The sequence below is a fragment of the Rhodococcus sp. MEB032 genome (genome assembly GCF_030208925.1).
Lineage (GTDB): Bacteria > Actinomycetota > Actinomycetes > Mycobacteriales > Mycobacteriaceae > Rhodococcus_F > Rhodococcus_F qingshengii.
Window position 1 is genome coordinate 1 of the sequence record NZ_JARVSY010000016.1, and the last position, 22,557, is coordinate 22,557.

Below are 22,557 nucleotides of genomic sequence, written 5' to 3' on the forward strand. Positions count from 1 at the left end.
CCGAACGATCTGCGCCGCGCGGCGAGGCTTTCGTCGGCGGTGCAGATCAGTGCAGTTGTGGTGTCAGCGGGTATTTCAGCGGGTATTGCCGTATCGATCGGCAAGTTTGGCTTCCTGCGCCGTCAGCGGCACTGATTCCGGCTCCGGCTTCTTGCGACGGCTGAAGGTACGAGTCGGTTCGGCGGGGGGTGCGGCAGGCGCGGATACCGGCGCTTCCGGGGTCGTCTCGGTAGCGGCGTCGTCCGCTGCGAAGCCGTCGACAGCTGCTTGAGCTGCCTTCTCCTTGCGACGTTCGCGCCACTCCGCGCGAATGAAGTAGGCCAGTCCGAGCGGCGCCATGATGCCGAACGCCAGCCACTGGAACCCGTACGAGAGATAGGGGCCTGCATCGAGTTGGGGGAGAGGGATCGTCCCCAGGCCGCCGGGCTGGTCGGGTTCGAGTTGGATGTACGCGTCGATCAGGTCCGTTCCGATGAACTCGCCGATAGGTTGTGCGTCGATCGAGTAGACCTGTTTCGCGCCGTCCTCGAACATCGGAACTCGGCCGGGCGCGGTGCCTTCCGACAGACGCACGCGACCGTTGAGAGTGACCGGATCGGTCGGCGGCGCGGCGATGGGCGGTGCCTCGGCGCCGTTGATCGGCCGAACGTATCCGCGATTGACGAGGATCGTGCGGCCGTCGTCGAGAAGGAAAGGCGTCAGGATCTCGTACGACGGTGCGCCCTCGATGGACTGCAGTCGAACGAGGATGTCGGCGTCGGGCAGATAGGTGCCTGCCGCGGTGATGTTTCGCCATTCGTCGTCCGGTGCGATCGTCGAATCGGCGATGACGTCACCGATCGGCACGGTCTCCGCGTTGATCGAGTTCGAGATCAGATCATTGCGGTGCTCGGTCTTTGTGTTCTTGCCGAGTTGCCATGGGGCGAGCACGGTGAAGCACAGGTAGGCGAAGAGCCCGACCACAGCTGCCAGTACCAACCAACCGGGCCGCAACAGGAATTTCAGTCTTCGCACACGTCCACGGTATCCGTTGCCCGAATGGGAGTGAATTTTGCTCCGGGTTCAGGCTCGCTCGCGGATCCAGTCGAGTATGTCGGGAATGGCTGCTTCGATCTGGTCTCGCACCAGTTCGAAGTCCTCCTGATCCCCGTAGTACGGGTCCGGAACCGATTCTCCGTCCGCCTCGGGGTCGAACGATCGCAGTAGGCGCCGACGCTCGGTGGGCACGCCGAGATGAGCAAGCTCACGTTCGTGCCCGGTGTCGAGGGCGACGACAAGATCGGCGGCGAGATGATCTGCATTGACCTGCGCGGCACTGTGGCCCGTCGGATATCCGGCCGCTCGGAGCACGACGTTGGTCCGCTCGTCGGCCTCGCTACCGGTGTGAAACCCCTCGGTACCTGCACTGCTGACACGGACTCGGTCGGCGAGGCCTTCACGGTCCAGATGCGCGAGCAAGATCTTTTCGGCCATCGGTGACCGGCAGATATTGCCGGTGCACACAAACGTCACATGAAGTGGTTCAGTCACGTGGAGTGGTTCAGTGGCGGCCATCGAGAAGTCCTCCCAGTTCGGATGCCGACGATACGGAGCGAAACGCTTGCCGCGCTTCCTCGGCGGAACCGTAGCCCCATTCGACGACGACGGTGGGGATGCCGTACTTCGCGGCGCCGAGCACGTCGTGATCACGGTCGCCGATCATGAGAACGTCGGGGGTTCCGCCGTCGGATGCGAGGACGGGAGTGATCCCGAGTGAGGTCAGCGAATGCGCGATCACATCGGGTTTAGCCCGACGAGTTCCGTCGTCACTCGCGCCGCCGATGAACTCGAAGTGCTCGGCCAGGCCGAAATGCTCGAGGATTCGAATGGCGAATCGCTCCGACTTGGAGGTGGCGACGGCCAGTCGGGTGCCGCTCGCGCGAGCCTTACCCAGGACGACGTCCATGCCTTCGTACACCGAGTTCTCCTGCCACCCGGTCGCGTCGTAACGCTCGATGTACGCGGCGATCGCCCGATCCACGTCCGCCGGGGCCATACCGAGTGACCTGAAGGTGTCGACCATCGGCGGGCCGATCACCGATGCCAACATCGCTTCCGTCGGCTCCGGATGGCCGACAGTTGCCAACGCATGTCGGAAGCCGCCGTGAATGCCGGGAGCGGAATCGGTGATGGTGCCGTCCAGATCGAACAGAACTACGGGAAAACGGTCGAGGGGTGGTGTCGTCACGGCACTCATTGTCCCGGACGGCAGGGGTGATGTCCGCGCACGGTGCTCGACCGTAGGCTGACCGGGTGAGTACCGGAACGGTTGACCTGGAGAGCTTGCGACATCACGGCGATGTCGAAGCGGAGCCCGGGTTACTCGATTTTGCCGTCAACGTTCAAGGCTCCGGCCCGCCGAATTGGTTGCGGGATCGGCTGGCCGCAGGGCTGGCGACGCTTGGTTCGTACCCGTCGGCCGCAGCGGAACTGAAGGCTCGCGAAACGGTCGCGCAGCGGCACGGGCGCCGGCCCGAAGAGGTGTTGTTGCTCTCGGGCGGTGCCGAGGGATTCGCGATGCTGCCGCGCCTGGGCGCTCGTTCGGCAGCGCTGATCCATCCGTCGTTCACCGAGCCGGAACTGGCACTGCGAGAGGCCGGTGTGCCGGTGACTCAAGTGATTCTGGAGCCGCCTTTCGAGCTTCGGACCGCGCAGGTACCCGAATCCGCGGACCTTGTCGTTCTGGGCAATCCGACCAACCCGACGTCCGTGCTTCACCCCAAGGCCGATGTGTTGGCATTGCGTCAGCCGGGCCGGATCCTGGTGGTGGACGAGGCCTTCGGCGACGCGGTCCCCGGCGAAACGGAGAGCATCGCCGGTGTCGAGTCGGCGGATGTACTGGTCCTTCGGAGCCTGACCAAGACGTGGGCGCTCGCCGGATTGCGGTGTGGATACGCGATCGGCTCTCCCGATCTTCTGGCTCGACTCAGTCACGGCCGAGCCCACTGGCCATTGGGCAGTCTGCAGATCGAGGCCATCACGGCGTGCTGCGAACCGTTCGCCGTCGAGCAGTCGAGGATCAAAGCCGACGCGATTGCCGTGGACCGCCGAGACATGTCGCGGCGACTGACCGAGATCGGGATTGCCGTGCACGAACCCGCTGCGGGGCCGTTCGTGCTCATCGACGTCCGTGACGGCGCCACGATGCGAGAGCACCTGCGTGCCCGCGGAATCGCCGTCCGCAGGTGCGACACCTTTCCCGGACTCGGCCCGGATCGGCTGCGCGTGGCCGTCCGTCCAGCCGAGCAGGTTGCGGTACTGATCGAAGCGATGAAGGAGATCTTGTGAGTGGCCCAACCCTTGCGGACGTCATAGCCGTGCTGGAATCCGCTTATCCGCCGGCCCTGGCGGAATCGTGGGACTCGGTCGGCCTGGTCTGCGGCGATCCGGCCGACGCTGTGACGAGAGTGGTTTTCGCGGTGGATCCGACCGAGGCAGTGGTCGACGACGCCATCACCTCCGGTGCCGACCTTCTGGTCGTTCACCATCCACTTCTGCTGCGTGGGGTGGACACCGTCGGTGCTCACACACCCAAAGGTGCGTTGGTTCACAAGCTCATCAAGGCGGGGTGCGCACTGTTCTCGGCGCACACCAATGCGGACTCGGCCGACCCCGGAGTGTCCGACGCGTTGGCGCAGGCTCTGGGCCTGACCGTGCTTCGCCCGATCGAACCCAAGCCGACGCAGCCGCTCGACAAGTGGGTCGTCATGGTTCCGGTGGAGAATGCATCGGCCGTGCAGGATGCACTTTTCGAGGCCGGGGCTGGGCGGATCGGTGACTACCGCCAGTGCAGTTGGACCGTCACCGGCACGGGTCAGTTCCTGCCCGCCGACGGAGCGAATCCGACGATCGGGACCGTCGGCGCTGTGGAGCAGGTTCGCGAGAATCGTGTGGAAGTGATTGCCCCTCGCGGAAAGCGAAGCGCAGTGCTGGGCGCATTGCGTGCCTCCCATCCGTACGAGGAACCGGCCTTCGATGTCTTCGAACTCGCAGCGTTCCCCAGTTCACTCGGACTGGGGCGGTTGGGTGAGCTCGACCACCCCGAAACCTTGCGGGAATTCACCGCGCGAGTGGCGCGCTCACTGCCCTCGACCGAGTGGGGTGTTCGCGCGGCCGGAGATCCAGACACGACCGTTCGTACCGTGGCGGTGTGCGGCGGTTCCGGCGACTCGTATCTCGACGTGGTGGCGGCACTGGGTGCCGACGTCTACGTCACTGCGGACCTGCGGCATCATCCCGCGGACGAGCATCTACGCGCCGGTGGCCCGGCTTTGGTCGACGTCGCGCACTGGGCGAGTGAATACCCGTGGTGCGCACAGGCGAAATCGGTGCTCGACGCCGCGTTTGCCCACAATCCGGAGTGGGAAAGCCGGGTTTCGACAATTCGCACCGATCCGTGGTGTTTGAGTGCGCATTAGTGCAGCGCTCTGCAAGGTACGGTTGCACGAACAATTCAAGAGCAGTTCTTCGAGAGCCGTCCTTCGCGAGCACTGCCGACATCGGACTTACAGCAGGAGTTATACAGCGTGAACGTCGAACCACAGGTGCAATCCAAGCTTCTCGACCTCGCCGGGGTGGATGCTGAGCTCACTCGGATCACCCACCGACGCGGAGCGCTTCCCGAGCAGCAGGAAGTCGAACGTCTCGAGGCCGAGCGAATCAGCCGTAAAGACGCGTCCGTAGCCGTCGAAATCCAGATCGACGACATCGATCGCGACATTCGCAAGCTCGAAGGCGAGGTCGACGCGGTTCGTCAGCGCGAGGATCGTGACCGCACACTCCTGCAGAGCGGGTCGGTCGGGGCGAAGCAGCTCACCGAACTCGAACACGAACTCGGCAGCCTGGTCCGGCGTCAGGGGCTCCTCGAAGACGAGTTGCTCGAAGTGATGGAGCAGCGTGAGGCGTTGCAGGCCGATCACGATCACGCCGGTGCCCAGCTGTCCCAGGCCGAAGAAGAGCTGATCGACGCCAAGCGTCGCCGCGACGATGCCGTCGCTGATCTGGACAAGGCGCAGGAGCGTTGCGCCGCCGATCGTGAACGACTCGTCGGTGAATTCCCCGCCGATTTCCTTGCTGTCTACGAGAAGCAGCGCACCCTGGGCGGACCGGGCGCGGCGCTTCTGCAGGCACGCCGATGCGGCGCTTGCCGGATCGAGATCGACCGCGGCGAGATCTCGCGAATCGCCGCGACGCCGGCCGACGTCGTAGTTCGTTGCCCAGAGTGCAATGCAATCATGGTGCGTACCAAGGAGTCCGGTCTGTGAATCCCACGCAGGTCATCGTCGAGGCCGACGGTGGATCGCGCGGCAACCCCGGCCCGGCCGGCTACGGCGCCGTGGTCTTCGACGCCTCGCGCTCGGTGTTGGCCGAACGCAAGGAAAGCATCGGTATCGCGACCAACAACGTCGCCGAGTACCGCGGACTGATCGCCGGGTTGACCGCTGCCGGTGAACTCGGCGCGTCGACGGTCGACGTCCGCATGGATTCCAAGTTGGTCGTCGAGCAGATGTCCGGGCGCTGGAAGGTCAAGCACCCGGACATGATTCCGCTGCAGCGGCGCGCTGCCGAGCTGGCGACGCAGTTCTCGCGAGTGACCTACACGTGGATTCCTCGCGGCGAGAACTCTCATGCCGATCGCCTTGCCAACGAGGCGATGGACGCGGCTGCCGGCATCGAAACCGGCCCAGTCGCACCTTCGGCCCCCGCACCTGCTGCACCTGCCGCGCCGTCCGAAGAGACGTCGGAGCCGCAGATCGCCGGCTCTCCGGGATGGATCGCCACCACCGGCAAGCCGACACGAATGTTGTTGCTACGTCACGGACAGACAGCGATGTCGGTCGATCGCCGGTACTCCGGACGTGGGAATCCGGAGCTCACGGAACTGGGCCGCGCGCAGGCTGCCGGCGCAGCCGGACGCTTCGGGAACCGAGGCGGTATCGACGCCATCGTCTGCTCACCCCTCGGCAGAACCCGTGAGACGGCAGAGGCATCGGCCCGCGTGCTCGGCTTACCCGTCGTCGAGCACAAGGGTTTGATCGAAACCGATTTCGGCGACTGGGACGGACTCACGTTCCGCGAGGCAGCCGAGCGTGACCCGGACCTGCATCGCGAATGGCTCTCGGACACTTCGGTGCGTCCACCGGGCGGCGAGAGTTTCGACGAGGTACGCGAACGAGTCGTCGCCGCGCGTGACGACCTGATCTCGACCTACGGCGGCGCGACGCTGTTGGTCGTCTCTCACGTCACCCCGATCAAGACTTTGGTGCAGCTGGCCCTCGATGCCGGGCCGTCGTTGCTGTACCGGTTGCATCTGGATCTGGCGTCGCTGAGTATCACCGAGTTCTATCCCGACGGGGGAGCCTCGGTCCGGTTGGTCAACGACACGTCACACCTTCGCTGAAAGAGCCCCGACGGCTGATCAGCCTCTGATCAGATCACCAACCACAGGGCGCTCACGGCGGCGAGCAGCGTCAGTGGCGTCGTGATGACCCCGAGCAGAGTGAATGTCGCCAGCGTGGGCGGTGCGCCCGCGCTGGTGGCGACTCGTCGCCAGAGCATCGTTGCCAGTGAGCCCACGTAGGTGAGGTTGGGGCCGAGGTTGACGCCGATCAACATCGCAAGCACCAGAGCTGGAGGTGCCGCCGTTCCGAGCGCTGCGATCATCAGCAAGGTTGCCGGCAGGTTGTTGACGAGATTGGACGCAACCGCCGCTACCGCGGCGACAAAGAGCAGTGAGCCGTAGCTGGTGTCGCCTGGCAGGATCTGCGCAATCCATTCGCCCACCGGCCCGTTCGCGACTCCGGCGACGATGATTCCGAGAACCAGGACGAACGCGCAGAACCAGAGGTCGGCAGCGTAGAGCATCTTGGCGGCGGTCGTACGGTGCCGAGCCAGAGCGATCGCTCCCAGGACACTCGCACCCACCACCGCGATCCAGGCGGGCTCGATCCCGAAGAAACCCGAAACCGCGAAACCGAGCAGCGTCATTCCGATCACCGTCAGCGGCAGAATCGGCGCAGGCGCAGATCTGGCTGCCACCGGCGGTTCGGCGCTGTCGCCCCGCGCGAGTTCCGAACGGAAGAACAGTCGAAAAATCAGGTACTCGACAGCGATCGTCACGACCCACGGCAAGGCCATCAATGCGGTGAAGTGCAAGAACGTCAAACCTGTTGCGGCAAACGCGATGAGGTTGGTCAGGTTGGACACCGGCAGCAGGGTCGACGCCGAATTCGACAGGTGCGCACTGGCATAGGAATGCGGCCGGGGACTTGCTCCGATGGATCGTGCGGCCGCGATCACCGCGGGTGTCAACAGCACGACGGTGGCGTCGAGGCTCAGGACCGCCGTGGTCAGGGCGGCGGCGCCGAACACATAGATCAGCAACCGGTGTGGATCGGCGAGGGATTTTTGCTGCAGGATCTGGCTGACCCAGCGAAAGACGCCGAGAGCATCGGCGGCATGAGCGAGAACCAGCACGGCAACCAGGAAGACGACGGTGGGTGCCATGCTCGCCAGTTCGTCGCGGGCTTCGTCGAGAGTTACGACGCCGGTCAGGAGAACGACGACAGCTGCCGGCCCGGCGATGACGATCTCGGGAAGCCCGCGTGGACGCACTATCGCGAAGACGAGGACGAGGGCGACGAGCAGGATCGGTAGAAGAGTCACGCGATGGTGCTCCGTGTCGGGGCGAGCGTCATTTGAGCAGTTTGTAGAGCGTGTTCAGGTTTCGGGTTGTGGTGAACGCCTTGAACTTCGGTTTTCCGGTGTTCCTGCCGAACGCGCTCTTGACGGTCTGCCCCTTCTCGACCTCCCAGTACAGGACTCCGTCGCCTGCCGCCACACGCTCGACCGAGGCATCGAGTTGCGCTGCTGCAGTGCTCAATTCCTCCAGGATTTCCGGCTCGGAGGCAACCATCGCATAAGCATGCCAACCCTCGCGTTCGCGCTCGAACGGGTAGTTGTCCACGATCGCCTGCAGTGTCGGAAGGTCGAGGACGAACACCCAAGCCTCGTAGCCGAACTCGCGGGCAAGGGCGGATTCGATCTGTTTCTTCAGCGTCGGGATGTCGGTGCTCGGACTGTCGAACAGAACGTTGCCTGAGGCCAACACGGTTTTCACCCCTTGGAATCCGAGGTCACCGAAGACTCTCGCCAGGTCCGCCATCTTGATGTTGATGCCGCCCACGTTGATACCGCGTAGCAGGGCCACGTACCGAGTCATACGGTGACCATAGTGCCGGCCACCGACAGGCGCCCGGTAGCATACGGGGGCGGACGAGTTGGCCGGGCGGCCGCGGCTTCTGGAACCAGCGCGTATCGCGCACAGGCCTGGGGCCGAGGAAAGTCCGGACTCCACAGAGCAGGGCGGTTGTTAACGGCAACCCGAGGCAACTCGCGGGACAGTGCCACAGAAAACAGACCGCCTGCCTTTCGAGGCAGGTAAGGGTGAAACGGTGCGGTAAGAGCGCACCAGCACCTCGGGTGACCGGGGTGGCTAGGTAAACCCCGCCCGGAGCAAGGTTGAAGGTCGCATCGCTCGCGGTGCGGCTGCGCAGGTGTTCGAGGGCTGCTCGCCCGAGCCTGCGGGTGAACCGCTCGAGGCACCCGGCGACGGTGTGCCCAGATGGATGGTCGCCACTCGGCACTTCGGTGCCGCAGGACAGGATCCGGCTTACACGCCGACTCGTCCGCCCGCGATCTGCAAGAGAGCACAAAGAAGACCCCCACCGGATCGGTGGGGGTCTTCTCTATGGTCGAAAGCTGTCAGACAGGCTTGATGACCAGCAGCGTAGCCCAGTACGTTGCCGCGTCATGGCCCATGAGCGGGAGGAGGTAATCGTAAAGAATTGCGGACATGCGCACTCCATTTTCTGTTCGTAGCTTGTGTTGGGCATTCAAGCAGAACTCACCGTTCGAATGTCCGGTTCTCACCTGCCAGGCCAAGTAGAAAGAATATCAGTCTCACAGCGATCTACAAGCTTCTATCTCACTCTGATGTCACACTGTGGATATGACTGATGAAGATCGACTCTGGTACTTCGACGTGTCCGACGGTTCCGTCACGCAGGGAAAGGGTGCGTCCTCGCTGACGAGGATGGGGCCGTACCCTGATCGGGACTCTGCCGAGCATGCATTGAAGATCGCTGCCGAACGCAACAAAGCCGCCGATCGGGCAGACGAAGACTGGAACAACTGAGCCTTGGAATAACTGAGCCTTGGAACAGCCGGGACTCGAACAACTGGGACCGGTACTGCTGCTACACCGGCCCGAACCGATCATGGAGGATGCGTGCCCGCAAGTCGAATGATGGTGCAGGGAATCGACTTCGGAGTGGTTCGGGCGGAGTTCGACTTGCCAGGAGCATTCTCGGCTGCGGCGCAGGCCGAGGCCGAGAATGCCGTGGATCGTTTCGGCGCCGGGCGTGTCGACGAAACGGGTATCGCCTTCGTGACCATCGACCCTCCCGGATCGATGGACCTCGACCAGGCAGTGCACATCGAGAAGATCTCGACCGGGTACGTCGTGCACTACGCGATCGCCGACGTCGCGGCGGTGGTGACGCCGGGTGGCGCTCTCGACATCGAAACCCGCAAGCGGGGCCAAACCTTCTATCTCCCGGACGGTTCCGTCCCGCTGCATCCCCGAGCGTTGTCGGAGGGATCGGCGAGTCTGCTGCCGGACGTGGTTCGTCCCGCCGCGCTGTGGCGGATCGAACTCGACGCGCAGGCCGAGCCGACGTCGTGGCAGGTGAGACGCGCTCTGGTGAAATCGGTGGCACGTCTGGACTATTCGACCGTGCAGCGCGATGCCGACGCGGGAACCTTGCATCCGTCCATCGCCGCACTACCGGAGTTCGGACGATTGCGCAGTGTCTCGGCGGTTGCCAGGGGTGCCATCGAGCTGAAACTGCCCGAGCAGTCAGTGGTTCGGGATCAGCCGGAGGACGAGTCCTCGGCTCGCTGGCGGATCGAACTGGAGCCACGCACCGAAGCGGACGACTGGAACGCAGAAGTGTCGCTGCTGACCGGGATGTGTGCCGGCCGCATGATGATCGACGCAGGTATCGGGTTGCTTCGCACGCTGCCGCCGGCCGAGGAGTCCGCGGTTCGGACCTTGCGGAGAACTGCAGTGGCGCTGGGTATCACGTGGCCGGAGGGGCAAAGCGTCGGGCAGATTCTTGCCGGACTCGATTCCAACGAGCCGTCGACTATGGCGCTGATGTCGGTTGCGCCGTCGTTGCTGCGCGGGGCAGACTACGCGGCCTTCGACGGCCGACTACCGGAGTTGACGGTGCATGCGGGGATCGGAGCGCCCTACGCTCACGTGACTGCTCCGCTGCGCCGGCTGTCCGACCGCTTCAGCACCGAGGTGTGTCTGGCGATCACAGCTGGTACGCCGGTACCGGAATGGGCGCGCACTGCCCTTCCCGAGCTGCCCGACATCATGAGTGGGTCCGACTCGCTGGCGAACAAGGTCGACCGTGCGTGCATCGATCTGACCGAGTCCACGCTGCTCGACGGCCGGGTCGGCGAGGTCTTCGACGCAGTGGTGATGCGCGCCAAGGACGGAAAGCGCTCGGCGGAAGTGTTTGTCCCGTCGGTCGCCGTGATTGCGAAATGCGTCGGAACGCCCGACGACGGTGAGCGCGCAAAGGTGCGACTCACCGCCGTCGACACCGTCAAACGGACGGTGGAGTTCACGTTCCCGGCGTAGCGAGCTACCGGTACGAATCGGTGGCTTCCACCAAGTGATGTGCGATGCCGGGCTCCATGGCGGAGTGTCCGGCGTCGTCGACGATCACGAGCTTGGATTCGGGCCACGCCTTGTGCAGCGCCCACGCGCTGGTGGCGGGGCAGACGACGTCGTAGCGGCCCTGGACGATCGTCCCCGGAATGCCGTGCAGTGCGGAGCTTTCGCGTAGGAGTTGACCCTCGTCGAAGAATCCGCCGTTGACGAAGTAGTGGTTCTCGATACGAGCGAAGGCCAAGGCGAACCTGGTCTCGGAGTTCTGTTCGATCTTGTCCGCCTGTGGGTACAGGTAGCTCGTCGATCCTTCCCAGGCCGACCAGGCGATGGCTGCCCGGGCTGCGACGGCGGGGTCTTCGGAATGGAGCAGTTGGTGATAGACCGCGACGAGGTCTTCGCCGCGCTGCGCCTCGGGTACCGGTTCGAGGAATTTGTCCCAGCGCTCCGGGAAGATGTTTCCCGCGCCGCCGTTGTAGTACCAGTCGATCTCGCTACGACGCAGGAGGAAGATCCCGCGCAGGACCAGCTCAGTGACGCGCGTAGGAAATGTTTCGGCGTAGGCGATGGACAGCGTGGAACCCCAGGACCCGCCGAAGACCATCCACTTGTCGATCGAAAGATGTTCACGCAGGGCTTCGATGTCGGCCAGCAGCTTGTCCGTCGTGTTCACCGACAGGTCGGCGCCGTCGGCAACGTGAGGGGTGGACCGCCCGCAGCCGCGCTGGTCGAGTAGAACGATGCGGTATGCGGCCGGATCGAAGAACTGGCGTACCGCCGGTTGCGCACCACCGCCGGGGCCACCGTGCAGGAACACCACCGGCTTGCCGTCCGGATTTCCGCTGACTTCCCAGTACATGCTCTGGCCGTCACCGACATCGAGGAAGCCGGTGACGAAAGGCTCGATCGGGGGATACAGACTCCGGAGAGCCGACGGCTGCGCGGAAGTGTCGGTCATCAGAAGCCCACCAGGCCGGAGGCGAGATCGGGGATCTCGAGTGCGGAAATCGCGCCGCTCCGGACGTCGGGGCACGCGGCTGAGGTTGCCGCGTCGATGCTTTCGCGGTTCTGAGCGAGATCGAGCAGGTTGATGCCGTTCTGCGTCGCCCACGTGATGACGATCGTGTTCAGTCCGCCCTTGCCGAGCGTCGGGGTGACGGTCCGCCAGTTCTGCAGCTGCCCTTCCATATCCGAGCACAACTGCTGGATTTGAGCGTCGGTGAACGTCGAACCGGACGCGGTTGTTGCCGGCGCCGTCGTGGTGGAACTCGCGGGCGTAGTGCTGCTGGGCGCGGGAGAGTTGGTGGACCCTCCCGCGCATCCGCTCAGCACCGTGACGAGAGCTGCCGCGCCGACTACAGCTGCGGCAGTAGAACTTCGACGGTTACCGATCATTGAACGCACCCCTGGCTGGTTGAGAGACAGGCGGCGTTCGCCGGTCTCGGATCAGAAACTGTGTTCTGCGGCCGGGAAAGCGCCAGTGCGAACTTCTGATGCATAGGCTGCGGCTGCGGAACGCAGTTCGTCACCGACGTTACCGAAACGCTTGACGAACTTGGCTGTCTTACCACTCGTGTAACCCGCCATGTCCTGCCATACGAGTACCTGAGCGTCGCATTCGGAACCGGCCCCGATGCCGACGGTGGGGATGGTGAGTTTGCGGCTGACCTGGCCCGCGATCTCGGCCGGAACCATTTCCATGACGACGGAGAACGCCCCGGCTTCCTGGACTGCAATGGCGTCCGCCACAAGCTGCTCGGCCGCGTCGCCGCGACCCTGGACGCGGAAACCGCCGAGCGAGTTCACGCTCTGCGGGGTGAATCCGACGTGAGCCATGACGGGGATGCCGGCCGAGGTGATAGCCGCGATCTGCTTACTCATCCGCTCGCCGCCCTCGAGCTTGACGGCGTGCGCGAGGCCTTCCTTCATGAACCGCGTCGCAGTCGCCAGGGCCTGCTCGGCGGAACCCTCGTACGTGCCGAAGGGGAGGTCGGCGACGACGAGTGCGTGCGGGGCGCCGCGAACCACGCCACGCACGAGCGGGAGCAGTTCGTCGACGGTGATCGGCACGGTGGTGTCGTAGCCGTAGACGACGTTGGCGGCAGAGTCGCCGACGAGCAGCACCGGGATGCCTGCGTCTTCGAAGATGCGTGCCGTGGAGTAGTCGTAAGCGGTGAGCATCGACCAGCGTTCGCCGTTCTGCTTCATCTCGGCGAGGTGGTGAATGCGCGTCTTACGCTTCGGTGCATCGGTAGAGCTTGCAGTGGGTACAGAAACTGCACTGGGTACAGAACCGTAGAGAGGTGTTTCGGACATCGTTGTCCCTTTCTGGCCTCGAGGCCCTGAGCGTTGATCGCCTTCGGGTCCCCGGGTGTGGGTGATGACGTGTTCAGTCTGCCACCGGACATCGCCGACACGAATAGTTGACGGGGTGCAATGGGTCACATCACCGCGCGCGTATCAGGTAGGTGCCGAGACGAGGCGAACCGCTGGCTATCGCGGTTTCCTGGCACCATCGATGGCATGTCGAAGTTCGTTCGCCTCTCCGGTGCCCTCGCCGGAAGCGCAGCAGTGCTCGTGTTGGTTGTCGGTTGCACCAGTTCGGAAGGCACGCCCGAATCAGTGGAACCTGCTGGTTCTGCCGCGTCCGCGGTGCCGTCCGGCCTCGAGAAATTCTACGAGCAGACGCTCGACTGGGGTTCGTGCGACCAATTTGTCGAAGAAGGAACTGCGCCGCTGGGGCGTGGGATCGACTGCGCCGAGGTGAGCGTTCCCGTCGACTACGCGAATCCGAACGGCGACACCGCGAAGGTGGTGATCTCGCGTTCGAAGGCAACCGGCGACCGCATCGGCTCACTGTTGCTGAACCCCGGCGGGCCGGGTGGGTCCGGGCTGTCGATGGCGACCTCGGGTTCGGGCACCGAATTGCAGGAACGTTTCGACATGATCGGCTTCGATCCGCGGGGGATCGGGGCGTCGACCCCGCAGGTTCGGTGTTTGACGCCGGAGGAGACCGACGCGGAGCGTGCGGAGGTCAACGTCGACATGACGCCGGAGGGCATCGCTCTCGCCGAGGCGGACAGCAAGGACTACGCCGCCAAGTGCGCTGAGCGGACCGGTACGGAGTTCCTCGCTCATGTCGGTACCTACGAGGTGGTGCGAGATATGGACGTCATTCGGGGCGTTCTCGGCGATCCGAAGATGAACTACCTCGGGTTCTCGTACGGGACCCGGCTCGGATCCACGTACGCGGAAACCTTTCCGCAGAACGTCCGAGCGATGGTCCTCGACGGCGCGCTCGACCCCGAGCAGGATCCGGTCGACGAAGTGGTCTTGCAGGGGCAGGGCTTCCAAGGCGCGTTCGACGCCTTTGTCGCCGACTGTGTCTCGCGAACGGATTGCCCGCTGGGTGATGATCCGGCGCAGGCGCAGGCACGCTTTCAGGCACTCGTCGATCCGTTGATCGAGAAGCCGGCACAGACCACCGATCCGCGAGGGCTGAGTTATTCCGACGCGATCACCGGCGTCCAGCAAGCTCTGTACTCGCCACAGTTGTGGACGCCGCTGCGTGGGGGTCTGTCGAGTCTGGCCGACGGACGCGGCGACTCGCTGCTCAATCTCGCCGACATGTACGAAGGCCGTGAGGATGACGGCAGCTACTCCAACATCAACGACGCGTTCAACGCCATTCGCTGCGTGGACGATCCGGCAACCACCGACCGCGCCGAGGCCGGCGAATCCGACACTCGGTACCGCGAGGCGGCGCCGTTCCTCGACGACGGCCGCGGGACGGGTCAAGCGCCGCTCGACCTGTGCGCGTTCTGGCCCGTTCCGGCTACCGGCAGCCCTCACGCGCTCGACCCCCAGGCGCTCGCTGACGCCGGTCTGCCGCAGCTGGTCGTCGTGTCCACGACGCAGGATCCGGCGACCCCGTATCAGGCCGGAGTGGATCTCGCGAAGCAGTTGGGCGCTGCTCTGATCACGTTCGACGGAACCCAACACACGGTGGTTCTGGACGGAAACTCCTGCGTCGACGATGCCGTCGTCGACTACTTCGTTTACTTGAAGGCTCCGGAAGAGGGTCTGACATGTTAACCGGCGCGACGCCGTACGCTGCGCCTATTCGATGGTGACCAATCACTCTGTTAACCGGGACCACTGATGTAACACAGATTTAACGTGGCTTGCTTAGTCTCGCGTGCATGGATCGCCAAAAAGAATTCGTGCTTCGTACCCTGGAAGAGCGCGACATTCGGTTTGTCCGCTTGTGGTTCACCGATGTTCTCGGGTACCTCAAATCGGTGGCGATCGCCCCCGCCGAACTCGAAGGCGCCTTCGAGGAGGGAATCGGATTCGACGGTTCCGCCATCGAGGGATTCTCTCGAGTCTCCGAAGCCGACACCGTCGCTCGGCCCGACGCCTCGACATTCCAGATCCTGCCGTGGGCGCACAAGGACGGTGCGCAGCATTCCGCTCGCATGTTCTGCGACATCACGATGCCCGATGGTTCGCCGTCGTGGGCCGATCCGCGCCACGTACTGCGTCGCCAGCTGAGCAAGGCCAGCGACTTGGGCTTCAGCTGCTACGTCCACCCGGAAATCGAGTTCTTCCTTCTGGAGAACGGCCCGATCGACGGCACTCCACCGATCCCGGCCGACTCGGGCGGATACTTCGACCAGGCCGTGCACGATTCGGCTCCGAATTTCCGCCGCCACGCCATCGACGCACTCGAGTCGATGGGCATCTCGGTCGAGTTCAGCCACCACGAGGCCGCGCCGGGTCAGCAGGAGATCGATCTGCGCTACGCCGACGCACTCTCGATGGCCGACAACGTGATGACGTTCCGGTACGTCGTCAAGGAGGTCGCGATCGGTGAAGGCGTCCGGGCGAGCTTCATGCCCAAGCCGTTCAGCGATCAGGCCGGCTCCGCGATGCACACCCACATGAGCCTGTTCGAGGGCGACACCAACGCCTTCCACAATCCGGACGATCCGATGCAGCTCTCCGAGACCGGCAAGGCGTTCATCGCCGGCATCCTCGAGCACGCCAACGAGATCAGTGCGGTCACGAACCAGTGGGTCAACTCGTACAAGCGACTCGTCCACGGGGGAGAGGCACCCACTGCTGCGTCGTGGGGCCCGTCCAACCGATCGGCTCTCATTCGCGTCCCGATGTACACGCCCAACAAGGCGTCCTCGCGCCGCGTCGAGATCCGTAGCCCAGACTCGGCTTGCAACCCGTACCTGACTTTCGCGGTCCTGCTTGCTGCCGGTCTTCGCGGCATCGAGAAGGGCTACACCTTGCCGCCCGAGGCAGAAGACGACGTGTGGTCGTTGACCTCCGCCGAGCGCCGCGCCATGGGTTACAAGGAACTGCCGAGCAACTTGGACAGCGCTCTGCGCGAGATGGAGAAGTCGGAGCTCGTGGCCGAAGCACTCGGCGAGCACGTCTTCGATTTCTTCCTGCGCAACAAGCGTCGTGAGTGGGAGGAATACCGCAGCCACGTGACGCCGTTCGAGCTCAAGACCTACCTCGGTCTGTGACGGTGAAACCGCCCGCTGCGAGATCAGCAGTTCCAGGACCGGGTCGTCTCGGGCTGGTCGAGCCCACCGCCGCCGACGAGTTGCGTCAGCTCGGTTGGGTCGACGCCGAGAGCATCGAACTCTTGTGGTCGCTTTCGCGTGCCGCGAACGCCGATCTAGCTCTGCGCACTCTTGTGCGGATCAAGGACGGGCTCGGCGACGGGTGGCGTGAACTCGATCAGGCAGTGCGCAAGGACAAGAGCCTGCGCGGCCGTTTGTTCGCGCTGGTGGGTGCATCGTCGGCATTCGGCGATCACCTGGCCGCGGATCCGATCGGCTGGAAACTTCTCGACGGCACAGCTCTGCCGACCAAAGACGAGGCGACTGCGGCCTTGCTCGAGGCCGTGGGTGCCACGCTCGACGAGGGTGCCACCGAAGGCTCACTGACCTACCGCGCCACCGTGACCGGACCGGAAGCTGTTGTTGCTCTGCGTAAGAGCTACAAGGATCAGCTGATGCTTCTGGCCGCGGCTGATCTTGCGGCGACCGTCGAGAACGAACCGGTGGTGCCGTATCAGACTGTGGGGCATCAGCTTTCCGACCTGGCCGACGCTGCGCTGACCGCTGCACTCGCGGTAGCCATCGCAACGGTGTGCCCTGAGGGCAGTTGTCCGATCCGGCTCGCAGTCATCGCCATGGGCAAATGTGGTGCGCGCGAACTGAACTACGTCTCCGACGTCGACGTCGTGTTCGTCGCCGAACCGGCCGACGCGACGGCAAGCCGCGTTGCCGGTGAGATGATGCGTATCGGAACCTCCGCATTCTTCGAGGTCGATGCTGCGCTGCGTCCCGAAGGTAAGCGCGGAGAACTGGTTCGCTCGCTCGAATCCCACATCACGTACTACAAGCGTTGGGCCAAGACCTGGGAGTTCCAGGCGCTGCTCAAGGCTCGTCCGATGACGGGCGACATGGAGCTCGGTCGCCAGTACTCCGAGGCGATGAGCCCGATGGTGTGGATCGCCTCCGAGCGCGAGGACTTCGTCCCCGAAGTTCAAGCCATGCGTCGACGCGTCGAGGAAATGGTTCCCCCCGAACTGCGTGAGCGCGAACTCAAACTCGGCCGCGGAAGTTTGCGCGACGTCGAATTCGCCGTCCAACTCCTGCAATTGGTGCACGGGCGCGCTGACAGTTCGTTGCATGTCCAGAGCACCGTCGATGCACTGACTGCATTGGCGGCGGGTGGATACGTCGGCCGCGACGACGCCGCCAACCTGACTGCGTCGTACGAATTCCTGCGTCTGCTCGAGCACCGTCTGCAGTTACAGAAGCTCAAGCGCACACACACCCTGCCGCCGCCGGACGACGAGGAAGCGCTGCGTTGGCTGGCCCGCGCCGCGCACATGCGACCCGACGGTCGTCTGGATTCCCTGGGAGTCCTGCGCGCCGAGATCAAGCGGAATTCGCATCGGATTCGCCGCCTGCACGCCAAGTTGTTCTACCGCCCGCTTCTCGAATCGGTGGCGCGGATGGACAAGGAAGCACTGGTCCTGGGGCCAGAAGCCGCGGTTCGCCAGTTGGCCGCTCTCGGTTACACGGCACCCGAGCATGCTCTCGGGCATCTGACTGCACTGACGAGTGGCGCTTCACGCAAGGGTCGCATTCAAGCGCTCCTGTTGCCGACTCTGCTCGAATCACTCGCGGACACACCGGATCCCGATGCCGGTCTGCTCGCCTACCGCAGGCTCTCGGACGCGCTCGTCGACCAGACGTGGTTCCTGCGCCTGCTCCGCGACGAGGCTGCGGTGGCCGAGCGTCTGATGACCGTGCTGGGCTCGTCGGCGTACCTACCCGACCTGCTCATCAAGGCTCCCGACGTGATTCGCTTGTTCGCGGATTCGCCGAGTGGACCGCGCCTGGTCGAGCCGAAGCCCGAGGACGTCGCTCGCGGAATACTCACCGCCTCCGGCCGACACAGTGATCCCAATCGTGCTGTTGCCGCGGCCCGCTCGCTGCGGCGACACGAACTTGCGCGCATCGCTTCGGCCGACATCCTCGGCATGCTCGATGTTCCTGCAGTCTGCAAGGCGCTGTCCTCGGTGTGGGCCGCGGTGCTCAATGCATCGCTCTCCGCGGTGATCAAGGCCAGCGTCACCGAACTCGGGACCGAGGCGCCGGCCAGTTTCTCCGTCATCGGCATGGGCCGACTCGGCGGCGGCGAACTCGGCTATGGATCCGATGCGGACGTGCTGTTCGTGTGCGAACCCCGCGAGGGCGTCGACGAGACCGTTGCGGTCAAGTGGGCCAACAGCATTGCCGACAAGGTGCGCAAGCTTCTCGGGGCACCGAGCACGGATCCTCCGCTCGAAGTCGACACCGGATTGCGTCCGGAAGGCCGCAACGGGCCGATGGTTCGCACGCTCGAGTCGTACGACGCGTACTACGCGAAGTGGGCTCAGGCGTGGGAGATTCAAGCGCTGCTTCGTGCGCACCCGGTTGCCGGTGATCCTGAACTGGGACTGCGGTTCCTGCACATGATCGACAAGACGCGCTACCCCGAAGGCGGCGTCAGTGACGCGGCGGTGCGCGAGATCCGGCGCATCAAGGCGCGAGTCGATTCCGAAAGGCTTCCTCGCGGAGCCGATCCGGCGACGCACACCAAACTGGGTCGCGGTGGCTTGGCCGACATCGAGTGGACTGTGCAATTGCTGCAGCTGCGCCACGCCGACAAGATCGAGTCGCTGCACAACACGTCGACCCTCGAGACTCTCGACGCCATCGGCGCCGCGGAACTGCTCAGCGAAGGTGACGTCGAACTGCTGCGTGACGCCTGGATCACCGCGACGAAGGCACGCAACTGCCTCGTTCTGGTGCGAGGCAAGCCGACCGATCAGCTTCCCGGCCCGGGCCGTGTTCTCGCGGCGGTGGCGCAGGTCGCTGGATACGGCGACGACGCAGGGGAATTCCTCGACAATTACCTGCGCATCACGCGTCGGGCAAAAGCAGTGGTGGAGAGGGTCTTCGGCGGGGAGTAGCGTTTTTGCTCAGTCTTGGCGAACCGGCGCATTCGCGGCGAACTTGCGGACTTCGGCGTCCTGCCACACGTGGGCGGGAACTCCGCCGCCGAGTAGCTCGCGCGCGAGCGCGGGTTGCCCGCCGATCGGTACGTCGCTGCCCGCGATGATCATGTTGCCGTAGCGGCGGCCCTTGAGCATCGCGGGATCGGCGATGATCGCCATGTGTTCGAACTGTGCGCCGATGGTTGCGGCCTCGCTGCGCGCGCCCTGGAGATCCGGGGTGTCGCCGCAGTTGACGATGTAGATGCCGCCCGGTGCGAGCACGCGTCGTACGTGGGTGGTGAATTGCGCCGTCGTCAGTGGTGTCGGAGTTGTGCTGCCGGCGAAGACATCTCGAATCACGATGTCCCGGGTGGACTCGGTGAGAGTTTCGGTGACGGCGCGGGCTTCTCCGACGCGGATGCGCAGAAGAGGCGCGCGCGGGAGGTCGAACCAATCGCGTACAAGTTCCGCCAGAGCACCGTCGATTTCGACCACCACTTGACGCGCGTCAGGGTAGGTGGCGGCGAAGTATCTGGCCATGGAGCAGGCGCCACCGCCGAGATGAAGCACCCGCAGGCGCTCGGCCTTGTCACGTTCGGAATCGACCAGATGCGCGATCCACCGCATGTACTCGAAATCGAGCACCGTGGGATCCGCGACGTTCACGTGGGAACTGGGCACTCCGTTGATCTGGATGATCCAACTGTCATCGGAGTACTGATCGCGGACTAGTTCGCACGTCCCGGTATCGATCGGAAAAGTGCCGGCGACGGGACCGGACTCGCCTCGCTCGGGAGCACTGCTGCGAGTTCTGGTCTTGCGAGTTCCCTTGGCCACTGTGTCCATGTTAGCCGTGCGCCTTTTTGGTAGTGCCCACCACCAAAAAGGCACACGGACCGACGGTATTCTCGGGCTACTTCAGGCACACTCGTACATGGAGTGTGATCGGCGACACAAATGCCGGCGCGTTCTTTCGTCGTCCGTGCATCACGAAGAATTTCGAGGAGTGCAGGTGAAGGTCAAGGCAGCGGTAGTCAAGGCGCCAGGTCAGGCGTGGGAGATCGAAGAGGTCGAGCTGGGCGACCCGGTCTCGGGTGAGGTGCAGGTCCGACTCGCCGCATCGGGACTGTGCCATTCGGACGAACATTTGCGTACGGGCGCCAGCCCGCTGCCCTTCTACCCGGCCCTGGGCGGGCACGAAGGCGCCGGAGTGGTGACGAAGGTCGGACCAGGTGTCGCGAGCGTCGAAGAAGGCGACCACGTGGTTCTCGCCTTCATCCCGGCGTGCGGACGTTGTCCGTCCTGTGCGAAGGGTCTGCAGAACATCTGCGACGAGGGCGCCGGCCTGTTGACCGGGCAGGCGATCTCCGACAAGACGTACCGCGTCACCCTCGACGACGAGCCGGTCATCCAGATGTGTCTGCTCGGAACATTCTCGCCGTACGTGACCGTCAACGAGGCGTCGGTGATCAAAATCGAGAAGGACATCCCGCTCGACAAGGCGGCCTTGCTCGGCTGCGGTGTTGCCACCGGTTGGGGATCGGCCACCGCGATCGGTGGAGCCAAGGTCGGCGACACGGTGGTGGTCGTCGGCGTCGGCGGCGTCGGAATCAACTCGGTGCAGGGTGCGGCGTCCGCCGGAGCACGATTTGTGATCGCGATCGATCCCGTCGAGTTCAAGCGCGACAAGGCAAAGGAATTCGGCGCCACACACACTTTTGCCTCCCTCGAGGAAGCGCTACCGGTGATCGGCGAGATCACCTGGGGCAAGATGGCCGACGTCACCGTGATCACCGTGGGCGAGATTCACGGCGACATCATTCAGCCCGCGCTCAGCGCGACGGGCAAGGGTGGCCAGGTCGTGGTCGTCGGAATGGGGCATTACGCAGATTCGCAGGTGACGCTCAGCCTCTTCGAGCTGACCCTTCTGCAGAAGCGTTTGCAGGGAGCCATCTTCGGCGGGGTAGGGCCACGGTCCCAGATTCCCAAGTTGCTCGATCACTACCGAAGCGGCGCGCTCAAACTCGACGAGTTGGTGACCAAGACTTACAAGCTCGAGGAGATCAACGAGGGGTACGCCGACATGCTCGAAGGAAAGAATCTGCGCGGGATGATCGTCTACACGGAGGACGATTACTGATCGTTTCCCTTTGACTGAAGGCTCCGGCCCGGCACCACGCTTCGTGGTGTCGGGCCGGAGTCTTCTGCCCCCACGCACATTTCTGTCGATCGATGAGTCGACTGCCCCCGTAGTGGGCACTCGCAGAGTGAGGAAACCGGGCACCGTGTCCGGATCTCAGTCCACGACTCGACAGAGAAGAGCAGAGCATGCCCTACATCACCACCTCCGACGGAACCGAGATCTACTACACCGAGCACGGCGTCGGCCGGCCGATCGTCCTCAGCCACGGGTGGCCGCTGAGTTCTGACGCGTGGCAGGTCGAGATGAAGTTGTTCGCCGACGCCGGATACCGGACCATCGCGCACGATCGTCGAGGACACGGTCGCTCGTCGAAGACGTACACCGGCAACGACATGGATACATATGCCAAGGACCTGGCTGAGCTGATCGACACACTCGACCTGAAAGACCTGGTCCTGGTTGGCCATTCGACCGGCGGCGGGGAAGTGGTCCGGTACGCGGCGCAGCACGGCAAAGGGCGCGTGGCGAAGGTGATCACCGCCGGCGCCGTACCGCCGATCATGGTCAAGTCGGACGGCAACCCCGAAGGCACACCGATCGAGGTCTTCGACGGCATCCGTGAGGGAGTTCTGCGAGACCGATCGCAGTTCTACAAGGATCTCAGCGAGAGCTTTTACGGCGCGAACCGCGAAGGTGCCGACGTCTCGCAAGGGGCGAAGGACGACTTCTGGCGGCAAGGTATGTTAGTCAACCTCGCCGCGGCCTACGACTGCGTCAAGGCATTCTCGGAGACGGACCAGACCTCCGATCTCGAAGCCATCGACGTTCCGTTCCTCATCGCTCAGGGCGACGACGATCAGATCGTGCCGATCGGCGCAGCGGCCGAGAAGGCGATCAAGCTGGTGAAGAAGGGCACGCTGAAGGTGTATCCGGGCGCACCTCACGGCATCTACGGCTCATATCAGAAGACACTGGACCAGGACATTCTCGCGTTCATCGAGGACTGACGTCAGCGAGGCGGAAGGACCGGAGTCGAAAGGACCAGAGTGGGAA

The 22,557-nt window shown here is 64.2% G+C and carries 20 protein-coding genes and 1 other RNA gene; 12 read left to right on the top strand and 9 right to left on the bottom strand.

What is annotated here, in order from left to right:
- Positions 1-75: 75 nt before the first annotated feature.
- Genes QRN54_RS17780 through QRN54_RS17790 form a run of 3 tightly spaced genes read right to left on the bottom strand, consistent with a single transcriptional unit; the run spans position 76 to position 2,236 of the window.
- The gene (locus QRN54_RS17780) at positions 76-1,014 is read right to left on the bottom strand and encodes an SURF1 family cytochrome oxidase biogenesis protein (protein ID WP_042445745.1); all 939 of its coding nucleotides are present in this window, start codon (positions 1,012-1,014) and stop codon (positions 76-78) included.
- Positions 1,015-1,062: 48 nt separating this feature from the next.
- Positions 1,063-1,554, bottom strand: a complete 492-nt coding sequence (locus tag QRN54_RS17785; RefSeq protein ID WP_007735468.1) for a low molecular weight protein-tyrosine-phosphatase — start codon at positions 1,552-1,554, stop codon at positions 1,063-1,065.
- Positions 1,541-2,236, bottom strand: a complete 696-nt coding sequence (locus tag QRN54_RS17790; RefSeq protein WP_042445748.1) for an HAD hydrolase-like protein — start codon at positions 2,234-2,236, stop codon at positions 1,541-1,543. The genes QRN54_RS17785 and QRN54_RS17790 overlap by 14 nt, the downstream gene beginning before the upstream one ends.
- A 56-nt stretch (positions 2,237-2,292) precedes the next feature.
- On the opposite strand from QRN54_RS17790, the gene cobC reads away from it, so the two are divergent.
- The 4 genes from cobC to QRN54_RS17810 all read left to right on the top strand — a co-directional run bounded on the left by cobC (position 2,293) and on the right by QRN54_RS17810 (position 6,439).
- Positions 2,293-3,327 carry an Rv2231c family histidinol phosphate aminotransferase CobC gene (gene cobC, locus QRN54_RS17795; RefSeq protein ID WP_285182711.1) on the top strand — a complete coding sequence of 345 codons (1,035 nt, stop codon included), beginning with the start codon at positions 2,293-2,295 and terminating at the stop codon, positions 3,325-3,327.
- Positions 3,324-4,457 (top strand): Nif3-like dinuclear metal center hexameric protein, encoded by a 1,134-nt coding sequence (locus QRN54_RS17800; RefSeq protein WP_217017216.1) that lies wholly within the window; start codon positions 3,324-3,326, stop codon positions 4,455-4,457. Before cobC ends, QRN54_RS17800 begins: the two co-directional genes overlap by 4 nt.
- A 108-nt stretch (positions 4,458-4,565) precedes the next feature.
- Positions 4,566-5,303, top strand: a complete 738-nt coding sequence (locus QRN54_RS17805; protein ID WP_019748955.1) for a zinc ribbon domain-containing protein — start codon at positions 4,566-4,568, stop codon at positions 5,301-5,303.
- A complete protein-coding gene (locus QRN54_RS17810) occupies positions 5,300-6,439 on the top strand; it encodes a bifunctional RNase H/acid phosphatase (RefSeq protein ID WP_081558006.1) in 1,140 nt (379 codons plus the stop codon). Before QRN54_RS17805 ends, QRN54_RS17810 begins: the two co-directional genes overlap by 4 nt.
- 29 nt (positions 6,440-6,468) lie before the next feature.
- Here the strand turns inward: QRN54_RS17810 and QRN54_RS17815 are convergent, their stop codons facing one another.
- Together QRN54_RS17815 and QRN54_RS17820 are read right to left on the bottom strand one after the other, a co-directional pair.
- Positions 6,469-7,704, bottom strand: a complete 1,236-nt coding sequence (locus QRN54_RS17815; protein ID WP_007735459.1) for an SLC13 family permease — start codon at positions 7,702-7,704, stop codon at positions 6,469-6,471.
- Between the two features lie 28 nt (positions 7,705-7,732).
- On the bottom strand, positions 7,733-8,260 hold the full coding sequence (locus QRN54_RS17820) for a DUF1697 domain-containing protein (RefSeq protein ID WP_007735458.1): 528 nt from the start codon (positions 8,258-8,260) through the stop codon (positions 7,733-7,735).
- Between the two features lie 54 nt (positions 8,261-8,314).
- On the opposite strand from QRN54_RS17820, the gene rnpB reads away from it, so the two are divergent.
- The 3 genes from rnpB to QRN54_RS17835 all read left to right on the top strand — a co-directional run bounded on the left by rnpB (position 8,315) and on the right by QRN54_RS17835 (position 10,753).
- An RNA gene (gene rnpB / locus QRN54_RS17825) (RNase P RNA component class A) lies at positions 8,315-8,729 on the top strand.
- A gap of 320 nt (positions 8,730-9,049) precedes the next feature.
- A complete protein-coding gene (locus QRN54_RS17830; RefSeq protein WP_007735457.1) occupies positions 9,050-9,235 on the top strand; it encodes a hypothetical protein in 186 nt (61 codons plus the stop codon).
- A 108-nt stretch (positions 9,236-9,343) separates the two neighbouring features.
- Positions 9,344-10,753 (top strand): RNB domain-containing ribonuclease, encoded by a 1,410-nt coding sequence (locus QRN54_RS17835; protein ID WP_007735456.1) that lies wholly within the window; start codon positions 9,344-9,346, stop codon positions 10,751-10,753.
- 4 nt (positions 10,754-10,757) lie between these two features.
- Here the strand turns inward: QRN54_RS17835 and pip are convergent, their stop codons facing one another.
- From pip to panB, 3 genes are read right to left on the bottom strand one after another with little or no spacing between them, the layout of a single operon-like run.
- Positions 10,758-11,741, bottom strand: coding sequence for a prolyl aminopeptidase (pip, locus tag QRN54_RS17840; RefSeq protein WP_269613605.1), 984 nt, complete (start codon positions 11,739-11,741; stop codon positions 10,758-10,760).
- Positions 11,741-12,178, bottom strand: a complete 438-nt coding sequence (locus tag QRN54_RS17845) for a hypothetical protein (protein ID WP_172403512.1) — start codon at positions 12,176-12,178, stop codon at positions 11,741-11,743. Before QRN54_RS17845 ends, pip begins: the two co-directional genes overlap by 1 nt.
- Positions 12,179-12,229: 51 nt before the next feature.
- Positions 12,230-13,099: a 3-methyl-2-oxobutanoate hydroxymethyltransferase gene (panB, locus tag QRN54_RS17850; protein WP_007735454.1), complete on the bottom strand. Its 870-nt coding sequence runs from the start codon at positions 13,097-13,099 to the stop codon at positions 12,230-12,232.
- Positions 13,100-13,306: 207 nt separating this feature from the next.
- On the opposite strand from panB, the gene QRN54_RS17855 reads away from it, so the two are divergent.
- From QRN54_RS17855 to QRN54_RS17865, 3 genes are all read left to right on the top strand, one after another.
- Entirely contained in the window at positions 13,307-14,878 is a 1,572-nt protein-coding gene (locus QRN54_RS17855; protein ID WP_007735453.1) for an alpha/beta hydrolase, read from the top strand.
- 107 nt (positions 14,879-14,985) lie between these two features.
- The gene (locus tag QRN54_RS17860) at positions 14,986-16,326 is read left to right on the top strand and encodes a glutamine synthetase family protein (RefSeq protein WP_003941637.1); all 1,341 of its coding nucleotides are present in this window, start codon (positions 14,986-14,988) and stop codon (positions 16,324-16,326) included.
- Complete coding sequence (locus tag QRN54_RS17865) at positions 16,323-19,337, top strand: bifunctional [glutamine synthetase] adenylyltransferase/[glutamine synthetase]-adenylyl-L-tyrosine phosphorylase (RefSeq protein ID WP_285182716.1); 3,015 nt, start codon at positions 16,323-16,325, stop codon at positions 19,335-19,337. Before QRN54_RS17860 ends, QRN54_RS17865 begins: the two co-directional genes overlap by 4 nt.
- Positions 19,338-19,346: 9 nt before the next feature.
- On the opposite strand, the gene QRN54_RS17870 is transcribed toward QRN54_RS17865, so the two are convergent.
- Positions 19,347-20,207: a spermidine synthase gene (locus QRN54_RS17870; RefSeq protein ID WP_285182717.1), complete on the bottom strand. Its 861-nt coding sequence runs from the start codon at positions 20,205-20,207 to the stop codon at positions 19,347-19,349.
- 166 nt (positions 20,208-20,373) lie between these two features.
- Between QRN54_RS17870 and QRN54_RS17875 the strand changes: the two genes are divergently transcribed.
- Both QRN54_RS17875 and QRN54_RS17880 read left to right on the top strand, forming a co-directional pair.
- On the top strand, positions 20,374-21,501 hold the full coding sequence (locus tag QRN54_RS17875) for an NDMA-dependent alcohol dehydrogenase (RefSeq protein WP_003941634.1): 1,128 nt from the start codon (positions 20,374-20,376) through the stop codon (positions 21,499-21,501).
- Positions 21,502-21,689: 188 nt separating this feature from the next.
- Positions 21,690-22,511 (top strand): alpha/beta fold hydrolase, encoded by an 822-nt coding sequence (locus tag QRN54_RS17880; protein WP_003941629.1) that lies wholly within the window; start codon positions 21,690-21,692, stop codon positions 22,509-22,511.
- Positions 22,512-22,557 lie beyond the last annotated feature (46 nt).

Bases quoted from the DNA above. Each gene is read 5' to 3' on its own strand.
- QRN54_RS17785 (WP_007735468.1), bottom strand. From the start codon at position 1,554: ATGGCCGCCACTGAACCACTCCACGTGACTGAACCACTTCATGTGACG.
- QRN54_RS17790 (WP_042445748.1), bottom strand. From the start codon at position 2,236: ATGAGTGCCGTGACGACACCACCCCTCGACCGTTTTCCCGTAGTTCTG.
- QRN54_RS17820 (WP_007735458.1), bottom strand. From the start codon at position 8,260: ATGACTCGGTACGTGGCCCTGCTACGCGGTATCAACGTGGGCGGCATC.
- QRN54_RS17830 (WP_007735457.1), top strand. From the start codon at position 9,050: ATGACTGATGAAGATCGACTCTGGTACTTCGACGTGTCCGACGGTTCC.
- QRN54_RS17835 (WP_007735456.1), top strand. From the start codon at position 9,344: ATGATGGTGCAGGGAATCGACTTCGGAGTGGTTCGGGCGGAGTTCGAC.
- pip (WP_269613605.1), bottom strand. From the start codon at position 11,741: ATGACCGACACTTCCGCGCAGCCGTCGGCTCTCCGGAGTCTGTATCCC.
- QRN54_RS17845 (WP_172403512.1), bottom strand. From the start codon at position 12,178: ATGATCGGTAACCGTCGAAGTTCTACTGCCGCAGCTGTAGTCGGCGCG.
- panB (WP_007735454.1), bottom strand. From the start codon at position 13,099: ATGTCCGAAACACCTCTCTACGGTTCTGTACCCAGTGCAGTTTCTGTA.
- QRN54_RS17855 (WP_007735453.1), top strand. From the start codon at position 13,307: ATGTCGAAGTTCGTTCGCCTCTCCGGTGCCCTCGCCGGAAGCGCAGCA.
- QRN54_RS17860 (WP_003941637.1), top strand. From the start codon at position 14,986: ATGGATCGCCAAAAAGAATTCGTGCTTCGTACCCTGGAAGAGCGCGAC.
- QRN54_RS17870 (WP_285182717.1), bottom strand. From the start codon at position 20,207: ATGGACACAGTGGCCAAGGGAACTCGCAAGACCAGAACTCGCAGCAGT.
- QRN54_RS17880 (WP_003941629.1), top strand. From the start codon at position 21,690: ATGCCCTACATCACCACCTCCGACGGAACCGAGATCTACTACACCGAG.